This window comes from Owenweeksia hongkongensis DSM 17368, assembly GCF_000236705.1.
Lineage (GTDB): Bacteria > Bacteroidota > Bacteroidia > Flavobacteriales > Schleiferiaceae > Owenweeksia > Owenweeksia hongkongensis.
Genome location: NC_016599.1, coordinates 744,028 through 758,364 on the forward strand (window position 1 = coordinate 744,028; position 14,337 = coordinate 758,364).

Consider the following 14,337-nt stretch of genomic DNA (forward strand, 5'->3'; position numbering starts at 1 on the left):
TCTCTTCACAGCCTTTCTAATATCTATCGTCTTAAATCTAATCCCGATAACTATCGAAACTACATTCTTTCTGGAACATCAATCCCCAAAATTCGCATTCCGGTTTTTACAACTTCAGCGGTGCTAGATGAAAGATTTAAGCGGAAAACTATTGCTTCCTTATTATCATCTGTCATTATTGGCAATTGCTGATAAAGAGCATTGTACGCCTTTACCACTTCATACACATAGTTGGCCACCACTGCCGGACTGTGTTCATCTGCTGCGGTAGTTATTATCTCAGGAAACTGCGCCAATAACTTTACCAACTCCCTTTCGCTTGGTTGAAGCTCGGTGTAACTTGGCGTTCCTTCTGCTGGCCAAATTCCTTCAGTTTTTCCTCTTCTCAAAAGAGATTTAATACGAGCATGTGTATATTGAATAAATGGCCCTGTATTCCCTTGGAAGTCTACTGACTCCTCAGGGTTAAACATCATTCGTTTTTTAGGGTCTACCTTTAGCATAAAGTACTTCAAAGCACCCATTCCTACCATTTGGTAAAGCGATTGCTTATCCTCTTCTGCCATGCCTTCGGTTTTGCCCAGCTCTTCAGAAATTGCCTTGGCCGTATCCTCCATTTCCTGCATCAGATCGTCCGCATCTACTACGGTTCCTTCACGGGATTTCATTTTACCACTAGGTAAATCTACCATACCGTATGAAAGGTGATACAGGTTCTTAGCCCAATCATAGCCCAATTTTTCCATAATAATGAACAACACTTTAAAGTGGTAATCCTGCTCATTACCCACGGTGTAAATCATTCCGTCAAGGTCAAAATCCTCAGCACGCTGAATGGCGGTACCTATATCCTGCGTCATGTATACGCTGGTGCCATCACTGCGAAGAAGGATTTTTCTATCCAGCCCTTCGGCTGTAAGATCTATCCAAACCGAACCATCACGGTCTTTTTCAAAAACACCTTTTGCAAGGCCTTCTTCCACTACTTTTTTACCTAATAGGTAAGTGTTGCTTTCATAATAATATTTGTCAAAATCAACGCCCATGGTTTTGTAGGTTTTCTCAAAGCCATCATACACCCAGCCGTTCATTTTTTCCCAAAGAGCAACTACTTCAGCATCGCCATCTTCCCATTTTTTGAGCATCTGGCGAGCTTCTAAAATTATTGGTGCTTGATCTTTGGCTTCTTTCTCTTCTTTTCCTTGAGAAATCAGTTCTTCAATTTCCTTTTTGTAAGCTTTATCAAACTCTACATAGTACTTACCTACTAGCTTATCGCCCTTCATACCAGTAGACTCCGGAGTTTCACCATTGCCAAACTTCTCCCAGGCCAGCATACTTTTACAAATATGAATACCACGATCATTGATAATCTGAACCTTCTTTACCTTTTTACCCGCAGCTTTTAAAAGCTCAGCTACAGAATAGCCCAAAAGGTTATTGCGAACGTGACCTAAATGCAAAGGTTTATTGGTATTTGGAGAAGAGTATTCTACTAGTATGGTTTCATCGCCTTCCGGCTGAATGCCATAGTTTGGTATATTTCCAATCTCGGCCAATTGTGAAGCCCAAACAGCATCACTTATTACCAGATTTAAAAAACCCTTTACTACGTTAAATGCACTTACCTCATCTATTGAGCCTACCAGAAACTCGCCTAGATCATTAGCTGTTTGTTCTGGTCCTTTCTTGCTAGCTCTTAGATATGGAAACACTACAATGGTAAGATCTCCTTCAAAGTCCTTACGGGTTTGTTGTAAATCTACAGCTTCTACATCCAGAGCATAGAGCTCCTTCAGGGCCTTTACGGCACCTGCTTCTATTTTTTCCTTCAGCTCAATCATCCTTGGGCTTTCTTACTTTAAGTTGGATTCTATTTTTTCAATTACTGGCTTTATCACTCTAAAAGCGGCTTCGGCCATGGAGTTTCCTTTATCATCAAGCAAAGGATTCACTTCGGTAGTTTCAAAGCAGCAAAGACGCTCATCTTCTACAAGATGTAGTAAGAGGTCTCGAGCTTCATCTTCAGTAAGACCGTGCTCCACCGGAGTCCCTGTGCCTCTACTCACACTAGGATCCATACTGTCTACATCAAAAGAAATATAAATGATATCACAGTCTTTCAGATAGATTAGTGCCTTTTCAGCCACAGCTTTCACACCCATTTCGCGAAGTTCATCCACGGTTACATTTGGAATATTATGCTTAGTCATTAAATTAATTTCCGGCTGTTCCAAATCACGCAATCCTACAAAGAAAAGATCGCTGTGCTTCACGCGCTGATTACTACCCTTCATTTCATTCCAGTACCAAATGGTTTCCTCTTGAGGGTCGTTATTCTTATTTTCAAGATTGTCTTCATGAAGAGCAGTTGCCAATGGCATGCCGTGTACATTACCAGTAGGGCTGGTGTATGGTGAGTGAAGGTCGCCATGAGCATCTACCCAAATCACACCAAGACGCTTGGTTGGATAAGCCGCTTTTATGCCTGCGATAGTTCCCCCTGCATTACTGTGATCACCAGAAAAAACAACAGGAAACTTCTTATCATTAAAAGTGGCAGCTACCTCGTCCTGAATATTTCGGTACATGCGAGCAATACCGTCCAGTCGTTTCCCAAATTTTAAAGTTTTCTTTTTGAAGACCAAGTTGTTATCCGTCTCTACTTCTTTAATAGAATACTTCGGAAAAAACTCTGGGTCATACTTTAGACTAGCTATTTCCAAGGCCGGAAAACCAAGACTCGCACCTCTGGTTCCAGCACCAAGCTCAGACATGATACTTAAAAATTGTAGCTTTTTTGCCATATAGTGTGATTTTGAGATTGCAAAGGTAAATAAAGAGTGCTCATCGCAATACAGTACCCAGTATATGTTATTACAATACTTAGCAAGTGCTTTCTAACCAACTCAGATTCGGGTAAAGTTTTAACACACATGATAAGATCAAACTGGACACTAAATATATTTTTGCTCCGTTTTACGAAGGCCTTTAAACTAAAACCTCATTGATGAAGAACCTTATTGTGGCTCTTTTTTTTGTCACTCCTTTTTTTAGCCTAGCCCAAAAAATAACTATAAGTGGTTATGTAGAAGATGGTAGCAGCAAAGAGCGCCTAATTGGTGTGAATGTATACTTGGCAGGAACCCAGCATGGCACCACCACTAATACCTACGGCTTTTATTCCTTAACCGTCCCCAAAGGAGAATACTCCATACATGCTTCCTATATTGGATATACTGGCTCAAGCCAATCCTTTATTCTAAAAAAGGATACGGTCATTGATTTCAGCATTTCTGAATCGAGCGAAAAACTGGCCGAAGTAGAGGTAGTAGCTGAAGAACTTGCTGCGGAGCGTGTGGAAATGAGTACGGTGACTTTATCTGCTCAGGATATTAAAAATATTCCGGCTATGCTTGGTGAGGTTGATATTATAAAAGCTCTTCAACTTTTACCTGGAGTGCAGTCTGGTGGTGAAGGAACTACCGGCTTTTATGTACGCGGTGGTAGCCCCGATCAGAATTTGATTCTACTGGATGGCGTACCCGTATATAACGCTTCCCACCTTTTCGGCTTCTTTTCTGTTTTTAATGCTGACGCTATCAAAAATGTGAAACTCACCAAAGGTGGTTTTCCGGCAAGGCATGGAGGCCGATTAAGTTCAGTTTTAGAAATTGACCTTAAGGAAGGTAATATGAAAGAGTTTCACGGTGAAGGAAGCATTGGGCTTATTTCTTCAAAGCTTACACTAGAAGGTCCAATTGTAAAAGACAAAACCTCCTTTATGCTTTCTGGGAGAAGAACCTACTATGATATACTTACAGCTCCTATTATAAAAAGTCAAACAGATGGTGAAACTAAAGCTGGATATTACTTTTATGATGTAAATGCCAAAGTGAACCACATCTTTTCCCGCAAGGATAGATTATATATAAGCTATTATGGTGGTAATGATAAGTTCTATTCTGAAAGTAACTATGATGATGACTTTTTCTCAGGTAATGACTATGAATATAGCGATGAGCAACAACTCAAATGGGGAAACCATACCGGATCTATCCGTTGGAATCACCTTTTTAGCGACAAGCTATTTGGAAACTTAACAGCTACCTACACACAATATAAATTTAGTATTGGTTACAGCGACTACTCCAAAGAAACCACCCCTTCAGGGCAGGTAATGGAAGAAAGTAGCGCTTTCGAGTACTTCTCTTTTATTAGAGATTATGGTTTACGATATGATATGGATTACTCCATTTCAACTAAACATACATTGCGCTTTGGAGGAAATTATACCTATCACACCTTCAAACCTGGGGTCGCTCAGTTTGCTGAAGAACAAGCAAATACTAGCATAGACTCTGTTCTTAATCTTTCTAAACCTATTTATGCAAACGACATGTATGCTTATGTAGAGGATGATTGGCGAATAAGCAACCGCTGGAGAATGAATTACGGTCTTCATTACTCCTATTACTTTACAAATGAGGCCAACTACAGTAGCTTACAGCCCCGTGTTTCGGCTCGTTATTTAATTAATGATACTTGGTCATTAAAGGGTTCATTCGCTACCATGACTCAATACATTCACTTACTTTCTAATTCAGGTATCGGCTTACCTACCGACCTATGGGTTTCCTCTACGGATAAGGTAAAACCACAGCAATCACAGCAAATTGCCTTGGGAACCTCTAAAAACATAAGAGGTAAAATGTACGAGCTATCCTTTGAAACTTACTACAAAGCCATGCAAAACCTCATTGAATACAAAGAAGGTGCTAGCTTTATAAGCACTACGGATTGGGAAAACACAGTAGAAACTGATGGTACGGGTGAAGCTTATGGTTTTGAATTTTTGGTAAGAAAAAACCAAGGCAAAACCACAGGCTGGATTGGCTATACACTGGCATGGACCAACCGCACATTTGATAACTTAAATGAAGGAAAAACCTACCCATATAAATATGACCGTAGACATGATGTGAGCGTGGTGCTCAATCATAAGTTTAATGACAAAATCGATATTGGCGCCACTTGGGTATATGGTAGTGGCAACACATTTACAGCGCCCATTGCCAATTTCACTTTGGTAAATGGTTCAGATGACTTTTTTAACACCAGTACTTATACAAGATACTCAGATAGAAATGCTTTACGAATGCCAGCTTACCATCGTTTGGATTTAGGAGTGAATTTTAGAAAGAAAAAGAAATGGGGAGAACGAATTTGGAACGTGAGTATATATAATGTTTACAACCGAAAAAACCCTTATTACCTCTATGTTTCAAATGAAGGAGGTTTTAACAATGACAAGGTTGTAAAGCAAGTTAGCCTCTTCCCTATCATACCATCAGTTTCGTACATCTTTAGCTTTTAATAAAATGATACAGATAAAATATTTCCTTTTTGTGCTAATTTCTCTGGTATTGTTTTCGTCTTGTGAAACAACTATTAAATATGACCTGCCTCAAGAGCCTAATAAAATTACCATTGACTCTAAGCTAGTAGAAGGTGACACACCGGTGGTACACGTTTTTACCAGTACTTATACCTTATCCAGAGATAACCCGGGAGAACCGAAAAATGCCGAAGTATCCCTTATAGAAAACGGTATTGAAGTGTCCAGGCTCTCTGTACAATCAAACTTATATGGACAGACATTTTATTCGAGCAACTATACTATACTACCTAACGAGTTGTATCGGGTACAAGTTTCCTTACCAGAGTACGAAACCGCTTTTGGTGAAGGCCTTACTAAAGAAGCTGTTCCCGTTTCCAGTACTATATTTGATACATCCAGTAATAATCTTGAATTCACATTTCAAGACCCTCCAACCGCGGGAGATTATTATTTAATCACCGTTAAGTCTCTTACAGATAGCTACCCAATATCATACAGTACACATGACGTTGTTATCAATTTTTTTGATGAATATACATTTGATGACCCTTTTTCAAGTGGCGGGGAAAAAATTGGTCAAAACGGATATATGACAGATGAGTTGTTTAATGGGAAAACAAAAACTGTGCGGATGACCGTTCGAGATATAGACATTCCTCATAATCAAACTCCCCGACTAATTGAGCTTTGGCACATTAGCGAAGACCTTTACAACCATGAGCGAACCAAAGCAGTGGCCTGGCAATCTGAAAACCCTTTCAGTGAACCGGCACAGATTTACTCAAACATTACCAATGGATACGGCATAGTAGGAACAGCTGCGGTGGATAGGAAGCAGTTTTTTCCTTGATTTCTTAAAAAAATAATCTTTCAAAAACCACTTCCTTATAAACCTGTGTTTTATTATGTGTTTAAGCTATGATGCCTTTACTTTGAAATCCTAATTTCAGCCATTTCTTAATGGTAAAATGGTTCGCCACTCCTTGGCTTTGTTTTTGTCAAGAGTTTATTTCAATGAAAAGTCACCTATCGCTTTTAGTTATTTCACTCCAGTTTTTTGCGTTTGCCCAAAAACAGCAAAGTATTAGTGGGTACATTTATGACGCTAATACTAACAAACCCTTGGCAGGTGTAAATGTCCAGCTACAAAACACACCTTACGGAACTGGCAGCACCTCTAGTGGTTTTTATTCTATAGACGTAACCAGAGGAACTTACACACTTATAGCAACTCATGTTGGATATATATCGCAAAGTCAAAACGTAATTGTTTCCACTGGTTCCGTTCAAGTAGACTTTAGGCTAAGTGCTGTTTCACCTGAGTTGGATGAGATAGAAATTGTAGCTGATAAGAAGACTGAAATTGCGCCTTCTTCAAATTTTGTAAAACTTAGCTCTCGAGAAATTGAACATATTCCAACCTTATTGGGAGAGGTAGATATAATCCGTGCTATTCAACTTTTGCCAGGTGTGCAAAGTGGCACTGAGGGTTCAACGGGTTTTCATGTAAGAGGTGGTTCGCCTGATCAAAATTTAATTTTACTGGATGGTGTCCCTATATATAATGCATCTCACCTTTTTGGATTTTTCTCCACCTTTAATAGTGACGTGATTGAAAATGTAGAACTAACAAAAGGAGGCTTCCCCGCAAGGTATGGAGGTAGGCTTAGCTCAGTTTTGAATATTGATTTAAAAGAAGGAGACCTCAATGAATTTCATGGAAAGGGAACGATAAGCTTAATAGCTCCAAAACTAACATTAGAAGGACCTATTGTAAAAGGTAAAACTTCCTTCCTTATTTCTGGAAGAAGAACTATTTATGACCTTGCGGTAGCTCCCTTCTACAAAAAGAATGATAGGGTAAATTATTTCTTTGGTGACGCCAATTTAAAGCTAAAGCATGTTTTTAGTCCAAAAGACAAAGTCGTTCTCTCCTACTTCAACTCTCAGGATAAGTTTAGATATAACTACGATGACGGTTCTCAGTATGCTATGGAAAGTGGACTGAAATGGAGAAATCATACTGTGGCTTCTAAATGGCAGCACATCTTTGATGATGAACTGTCATCAAGCCTAATGGGGCAATACAATAATTACAGATTAAATACCTACAGCGAAGACGACTATTATGGGGATATTTTTAGCTTGGATTATATGAGTTTAATTGAGGATATAGGCCTGCGCTACGATCTTCTTTACAAGCCCACTTCAAAACATACTGTACGAGCCGGAATGGGCTACACCTACCACAATTTTAAGCCTGGAGCTGTGCAGTTATATCAAAGCAATTCGCAATCAATCAACACAGATAATCAAAACCTTTCCGCTCCAATTTATAGTAATGACATTTTAGCTTATGCTGAAGACCAATGGGAAGCTTTTAGTCGGCTTACCATAAATGCAGGGGTTCATTACGGCTTTTATCAAGTGGATGACACTACTTACAATTCATTGCAACCCCGAATTTCGATCACCTATAATGCAACTGATTCCTGGTTGTTTTCAGCATCCTATTCAGAAATGACCCAATTCCTGCACCTATTATCCAATAGCGGTACAGGGATGCCAACTGATCTTTGGGTTTCGGCCACGGGTAATATCAGTCCACAAACAGCTAAACAATGGACAATAGGTACCACAAAATATTTAAATCAAAAAACCTGGAAACTCACTGCAGAGCTTTATTACAAAGCCATGCAAAACCTGATAGAGTATAAAGAAGGTGCTAGTTATATTTCACAGGCTGATTGGCAAACCATGGTAGAAACTGATGGAGCCGGTGAAGCTTACGGATTAGAAACTCTGCTACGTAAAAACAAGGGTAAAACTACTGGCTGGATTGCCTACACTTTGGCAAAAACCACTCGTACTTTTTCCAATTTAAACCAGGGTAAAACTTTCCCCTATAGATATGATAGAAGACACAATTTTTCTCTAGTTCTGAATCATAAGTTTAATGAACAAATTGATGTAAGTGCTACTTGGGTTTACCAAAGTGGAATTGCTTTTACTGGACCAGTATCTCGCTATGAAATCCCGCAAAATGGAATTGGTGATTTTGACCCGAGCTTTACTACACTAGAAAACCTTGGCGATAGAAATGATCTTCGATACCCGGCTTATCACCGTTTGGATGTTGGTATAAACTTCACCAAAAAGAAAAAGTGGGGTGAGCGCATTTGGAACATCAGTATTTACAATGCCTACAATCGCAACAACCCTTTTTATATTGACCTGAAAGAAACTAAACCAGATAAACTAGAAGTTATTCAGGTCAGCCTATTTCCTATTCTTCCATCTGTTTCGTACCGTTTTACATTTTAAATGAAGAAATTATTTATATACAGCATTTTACTACTCAGCCTCCTGAGTTGCCAAAAAGAAATTGAATTTGATTATCCCGAAGATGAACCCAGACTAACTCTATTTTCAGTTTTGAGACCCCAGGATACGATTGGCTATTATAGGCAGGACAGTACCTACCATAAATATATAGGCCCAATAGAAGTACTTATTAACCAAACTACATCTGTTTTTGAGGTCAATCCAGCAGAGCCGATTTCTGATGCAAAAGTCCTTCTCTTTGAAGACAACAGCTTTGCTGGTAAACTCCTGTTAGACTCTAATAATAATCCTAATACATGGATGGAGAGTTACCTCATTTATAGTATGAGACGATCCATTTACAAAGGAAAAAGATATCGTGTTGAGGTAAATCATCCCGATTTTCCACCAGCCTCTGCAGAAGTAACCATACCTCAAGAAGTTCCCATTCTCAAAGCAGAATTTGACACTACGAAGTTTACGGTAACCTTTACCTTCAAAGATCCACCTGGTCAAAACTATTACCGATTTTCACTATACAGTTTTATTGGAGGATTACCTTTTGAAATTACCGATCCAGATATCACAACATTCAATTTTTTACCATTTGACAGTATTCTCCTAAAAAGTCCGGATCAACTCTCGCCCTATGCTCGCTTGGGCTATATCACGGATGAGAAATTTTCTAATAAGCAGAAATCCATAACATTAAAAATAGACCAATCTGCAGTCGCCTTTTCTACCCCAATTCCAGAAATGTCTGTTTATCTCGAAAACATATCCGGAGAATATTATAAATTTCTTAGAACCTATGATGCCCATATGGCCACCAAAGACAATCCTTTTGCAGAGGGAGTTAAAATTCACACCAATGTTAAAGGTGGTGTAGGAATAGTTGGGACGGCTACTACCAGTAGCAAATTAGCTATCAAAAAATAGCTCTTCATAACTCCTGTACTTTCTTATCAGGCCAAGGGATAATGTTCTTATTTTTGGGGCTTAATTGACTATTGGCCGAATGGCGAAAAAGAAAAAGACAAGTACCGAAACTAAAAAGAAGACCTCCAACTCTCTGGCTGCTATTCGTGGCTTTTTGAAAAACAAAACCAATCATACCGTTTTTGGAATCGTACTGATTTTTATTGCGGTGTTCTTGTTTGGAGCCTTCACCTCCTACCTATTCAACTGGCAGGCCGACCAAAGTAATTTGCGCGGTGGCTTTTTTGAGTTGTTAGGAAGGGATGATTATAAAGTGAAAAACATTTTAGGTAAACTGGGTGCTGCTATCAGCCATCAGTTTATCTATAACTGGTTTGGTGTTGCGGCTTATCTCACGCCTTGGTTTCTGCTTTTGGCAGGATTGCGAATTAGCATGCACCTCAAACTTACTTCCCTCACCAAGCACCTTGGCATTATTGTTTTCCTGTTAATCTGGATTCCGGCTGCAATTGCATATACTGGCTTACCTTCAGTAATGGCAGGTGGTTCAGGTTATTATAATTTAGAATGGCTGAGTTCATTGGCCGGGCCTTTTGGCACCGGAGCTATTTTGGTATTCTCCATGCTTATCTTTTTAGCCGTTCGCTTTAAGTGGACACCTGAGCGCCTCAATGCCTTTATAGCTAGACTTCGCCCTACCCGTGCGGAAGAAACGGAAGGAGATTCATGGAAAGACAGTACTAAAGCTGAGGCAGTGCCTACTCCAGAATCTGAGCCGGAAATAATTAATGAAGTAAGCTTTGATGAGCCCGAGGAGAATAAACCTATTGAAGAAACTCCTGAACCAGAAATAGAACACGAGCCCCTAATAATTGATCAAAACGAAACTAAAGAAGAGGAAGAAACTCAAGAGGAGCTCCATGACACCGAAGATTTAGAAATAGAAAAAGCGGAAGTTGAAGAAGAAGTTTCTGAGTCGGAGCTAAATCGTAAGCTGAAGGAATTTGGCGAGTATGACCCTAAACTTGATCTATCTAAATTTAAGCTTCCGCCAATCGATTTGCTGCGAGAGTTTAAGCAAAGTGGTGTAAGCATTAATCAGGAAGAGCTTGAGGAAAACAAAAACAAGATTGTAGAAACCCTCAATAACTATAAAATTGAGATTTCTAAAATTAAGGCGACCATCGGGCCAACGGTTACCCTTTATGAAATTGTGCCTGCTGCTGGAGTTCGTATTAGTAAGATTAAAAACTTGGAAGACGACATCGCTCTTTCATTAGCTGCTTTAGGGATTCGTATCATTGCTCCTATTCCCGGTAAGGGTACCATTGGTATAGAGGTACCAAATACCAACCCGCAGGTGGTGGCCATGCGAAATATGATAAAGAGCGAGAAATTCCAGTCTACCGATATGGAACTTCCTATTGCTTTTGGTAAAACCATTAGCAATGAAACGCTGATGGCAGATCTCACCAAAATGCCTCACCTACTTATGGCAGGTGCTACCGGTCAGGGTAAATCTGTTGGGCTCAACGTGATTCTTACTTCCATACTTTATAAAAAGCACCCATCGCAGGTTAAGTTTATTTTGGTGGATCCTAAAAAGGTAGAACTTACCCTTTTCAATAAAATTGAGCGCCATTACCTGGCCAAGTTGCCTGATAGTGAAGAAGCCATTATTACAGATACCACCAAGGTTATTCACACACTGAATTCACTTTGCATAGAAATGGATAACCGCTATGATCTGCTGAAGGATGCGATGGTACGTAATATTAAAGAGTACAATCACAAATTTGTTCAGCGTAAGCTAAACCCTGAAAACGGGCATAAATATTTGCCTTATATCGTTTTGGTGATTGATGAGTTTGCCGACCTTATTATGACGGCTGGTAAAGAAGTAGAAACTCCCATTGCCCGACTGGCACAGCTTGCCCGTGCAATTGGTATTCACTTGATTGTGGCAACCCAAAGGCCTTCGGTAAACGTAATTACGGGTATTATTAAGGCCAACTTCCCGGCACGTATTGCCTTTAGAGTTACCTCAAAAATTGACTCGCGAACCATTCTTGATGCTGGTGGTGCTGAACAATTGATCGGAAAAGGTGATATGTTATATTCATCAGGTTCGGACTTAATACGAATACAGTGTGCCTTTGTAGACACACCTGAAGTGGAGGAAATAACGGATTACATTGGTAATCAAAAGGCCTACCCCGAAGCTTATCTGCTTCCGGAATACGTAGGCGAAGAAGGTGAAGGTGGAATTCCAGATGCAGGTGACCCTGCTGATCGTGATGCTCTTTTTGTAGATGCGGCCCGTGTAATTGTAATACATCAGCAAGGAAGCACTTCCTTACTTCAGCGAAAGCTAAAGTTAGGCTACAACAGAGCTGGCCGTATAGTTGACCAGTTGGAAGCTGCAGGAATTATTGGACCTTTTGAAGGCAGTAAGGCTCGCCAAGTGCTGATTCCAGATGAGATGTCTTTGGAACAGTTATTGAAAAATGAACAGGAAAAATATAATAGCTAAACCACATATGAAAATAGCAAGAATAGCAATCGCCCTATTGATAAGTACTACAGCCGCTTTTGCACAACCTACTAATAAGCAAGCTAAGCAGCTACTTGCAGATGCTTCTGCTAAGTTAAAATCGTATAGCACTATATATATCGGCTTTGATTATTCATTTGTGAATGAAAAAGCTGGAGTTACCCAAAATGAAAAAGGCACTATTGCCATTAAAGGTGATGATTACCATTTCAATTTTATGGGTATTGAGCAGATTCGCAGTGGTTCAAAGCTTTATACCATTCTTAAAGAAGACGAAGAAGTACAAATTACTGAATACGTTGAAGGCGAGGATCAAGGCCTTACCCCCTCTTCTATTCTTAATCTTTATCAGGATGGATATAGCTACAAAATGGGACTACCTGGAAAAGATGATGGTGTAAAAATTCAAAAGGTGATGCTAAAGCCTATAGCATCAGAAGAGATAAAGGAAATTGAAATTGGTATTGAAAAGGAAACCAAAAAGGTGGCTTACATTAAACAAACCGGTACAAACGGTACTGTGACCACTTTTAACATCACCACTTTTGAGCCTAATAAAAAGCTTCCTGCCAATCACTTCAAATTTGTGAAGAGCGACTACCCTGGCTACTACATAGCTGATTAATGAAAATACTCGACCGCTTTGTGCTAAAGGCTTACGTAAAGCCTTTTATCATCACCTTTTTGGTAATGGTACTCTTCATGCTAATGCAATTTGTATGGAAATACATTGATGACTTAGTAGGACGAGGTGTGGAGTGGTATTACATCGCTGAACTGTTGTTTTATACTTCAGCTACGGTGGTTCCTATGTCTTTGCCTTTGGCCATTTTACTGTCGTCAATCATGACTTTTGGTACTTTGGGTGAGCACAATGAAATGGCAGCTCTCAAAGCCTCTGGCAACTCTCTCATTAGAGTAATGCGTCCTGTGATTGGATTTATTCTTTTGGTGGCAATTGGGGCTTTTTTCTTTTCCAATTATGTGATTCCTGTTGCTAACTTAAAAAGTGAAACACTCCTTAAGAATATTACAAACAAAAAACCTGCACTCAATATTCGTGAGGGGGTTTTTTATGGAGGAATTGAAGGCTACTCCATAAAAGTGGGAGAAAAGTTTGGTGAAAACCAAAGCGAGCTGCGCAATGTGTACGTATATGACCATAGCAGCAAAATGGGAAACATGAAAGTAATTGTTTCTGAAACCGGTAAAATGGAAATGACAGAGGATGAGATGTTCCTCAACATTGAACTTTTTGAGGGAAACTCTTACGAAGATATTTACCCAAATAAAGTAGAAGATCGAAACAATTTTCCTTTTGTTAGATCCGAGTTTTCGCGCTCTCTTATGCGCTTCAACCTTTCCGATTTTCAAAGTGGTGATTTGCGTTCAGGTTCTCGAAAAGATTTTGACATGCTTAATATCATTCAGCTGGAAATCACCACTGATTCACTCCGTGGGGTGCTGAAATGGCGTAAAGAGGAATTTGAAGAAAGCATGATTGAAAAGTATTCTTTTATAGAAACAGAGTTATCCGATAGTACAAAAGCCGCCTCTTCCGCTAATATTTCTAATAATAGGAGAAAGGACGAACAAGTTGACCCAGAAATTTTAAAGGATGATATACTAAGCAATATTGCGCCTATCGAAAAATCCAGAGTAATTCAAAATGCTTTGAGAATTGCCCGCAGCAACAAAGCATATTATGACAATACAAAAACTGAGTACAATTGGCGTCATAAACTAATTGCCCGCCACCTTTTAGAGTGGCACAAAAAATTCTCAATTTCTTTTTCATGCCTTGTTCTTTTCTTTATTGGCGCGCCATTAGGTGCTATCATTAGAAAAGGAGGAATGGGTATGCCTGTTGTGATTTCGGTAATCATATTTCTTATATACCACGTTACCAGCTACTCTTTCGAAAAACTTGGCCGTGAGCTACTTTGGACACCTTTTAGAGCTATTTGGAGTGCCAACCTTATGCTCTTTCCCATTGGGATTTGGCTTACCTACAAATCAGCTACAGATAGCGCCATATTTAATATTGAGATTTATCTGAAGCCTTTTCGAAAAATTTCAAGCATTTTTGCCAAAAGCAAAAAAAAGAGTTAATCGCCCT

Annotated in this window: 9 protein-coding genes; 7 read left to right on the forward strand and 2 right to left on the reverse strand. The window is 39.5% G+C overall.

What is annotated here, in order from left to right; translation table 11 throughout:
- Positions 1-59: 59 nt before the first annotated feature.
- Together argS and OWEHO_RS03495 are read right to left on the reverse strand one after the other, a co-directional pair.
- Entirely contained in the window at positions 60-1,841 is a 1,782-nt protein-coding gene (gene argS / locus OWEHO_RS03490) for an arginine--tRNA ligase (RefSeq protein WP_407635932.1), read from the reverse strand.
- 15 nt (positions 1,842-1,856) lie between these two features.
- On the reverse strand, positions 1,857-2,807 hold the full coding sequence (locus tag OWEHO_RS03495) for an arginase (RefSeq protein WP_014201084.1): 951 nt from the start codon (positions 2,805-2,807) through the stop codon (positions 1,857-1,859).
- A gap of 203 nt (positions 2,808-3,010) precedes the next feature.
- Here OWEHO_RS03495 and OWEHO_RS03500 point away from each other — a divergent pair, with 203 nt between their 5' ends.
- The 7 genes from OWEHO_RS03500 to OWEHO_RS03530 all read left to right on the forward strand — a co-directional run bounded on the left by OWEHO_RS03500 (position 3,011) and on the right by OWEHO_RS03530 (position 14,330).
- Positions 3,011-5,377 (forward strand): TonB-dependent receptor, encoded by a 2,367-nt coding sequence (locus tag OWEHO_RS03500; protein ID WP_014201085.1) that lies wholly within the window; start codon positions 3,011-3,013, stop codon positions 5,375-5,377.
- Positions 5,378-5,381: 4 nt separating this feature from the next.
- Positions 5,382-6,251 carry a DUF4249 domain-containing protein gene (locus tag OWEHO_RS03505; protein WP_014201086.1) on the forward strand — a complete coding sequence of 290 codons (870 nt, stop codon included), beginning with the start codon at positions 5,382-5,384 and terminating at the stop codon, positions 6,249-6,251.
- 164 nt (positions 6,252-6,415) lie between these two features.
- Entirely contained in the window at positions 6,416-8,725 is a 2,310-nt protein-coding gene (locus OWEHO_RS03510) for a TonB-dependent receptor (protein ID WP_041627910.1), read from the forward strand.
- Positions 8,726-9,664, forward strand: a complete 939-nt coding sequence (locus OWEHO_RS03515) for a DUF4249 domain-containing protein (protein WP_014201088.1) — start codon at positions 8,726-8,728, stop codon at positions 9,662-9,664.
- 79 nt (positions 9,665-9,743) lie between these two features.
- The gene (locus OWEHO_RS03520; protein ID WP_014201089.1) at positions 9,744-12,197 is read left to right on the forward strand and encodes an FtsK/SpoIIIE family DNA translocase; all 2,454 of its coding nucleotides are present in this window, start codon (positions 9,744-9,746) and stop codon (positions 12,195-12,197) included.
- 7 nt (positions 12,198-12,204) lie between these two features.
- On the forward strand, positions 12,205-12,843 hold the full coding sequence (locus OWEHO_RS03525) for a LolA family protein (protein WP_014201090.1): 639 nt from the start codon (positions 12,205-12,207) through the stop codon (positions 12,841-12,843).
- The gene (locus tag OWEHO_RS03530; protein WP_014201091.1) at positions 12,843-14,330 is read left to right on the forward strand and encodes an LptF/LptG family permease; all 1,488 of its coding nucleotides are present in this window, start codon (positions 12,843-12,845) and stop codon (positions 14,328-14,330) included. Before OWEHO_RS03525 ends, OWEHO_RS03530 begins: the two co-directional genes overlap by 1 nt.
- Positions 14,331-14,337 lie beyond the last annotated feature (7 nt).

Excerpts from the sequence above, each read along its gene's own strand:
- OWEHO_RS03495 (WP_014201084.1), bottom strand. The coding sequence starts at position 2,807 with ATGGCAAAAAAGCTACAATTTTTAAGTATCATGTCTGAGCTTGGTGCT.
- OWEHO_RS03530 (WP_014201091.1), top strand. The coding sequence starts at position 12,843 with ATGAAAATACTCGACCGCTTTGTGCTAAAGGCTTACGTAAAGCCTTTT.
- OWEHO_RS03505 (WP_014201086.1), top strand. The coding sequence starts at position 5,382 with ATGATACAGATAAAATATTTCCTTTTTGTGCTAATTTCTCTGGTATTG.
- OWEHO_RS03500 (WP_014201085.1), top strand. The coding sequence starts at position 3,011 with ATGAAGAACCTTATTGTGGCTCTTTTTTTTGTCACTCCTTTTTTTAGC.
- OWEHO_RS03520 (WP_014201089.1), top strand. The coding sequence starts at position 9,744 with ATGGCGAAAAAGAAAAAGACAAGTACCGAAACTAAAAAGAAGACCTCC.
- OWEHO_RS03525 (WP_014201090.1), top strand. The coding sequence starts at position 12,205 with ATGAAAATAGCAAGAATAGCAATCGCCCTATTGATAAGTACTACAGCC.
- OWEHO_RS03510 (WP_041627910.1), top strand. The coding sequence starts at position 6,416 with ATGAAAAGTCACCTATCGCTTTTAGTTATTTCACTCCAGTTTTTTGCG.
- OWEHO_RS03515 (WP_014201088.1), top strand. The coding sequence starts at position 8,726 with ATGAAGAAATTATTTATATACAGCATTTTACTACTCAGCCTCCTGAGT.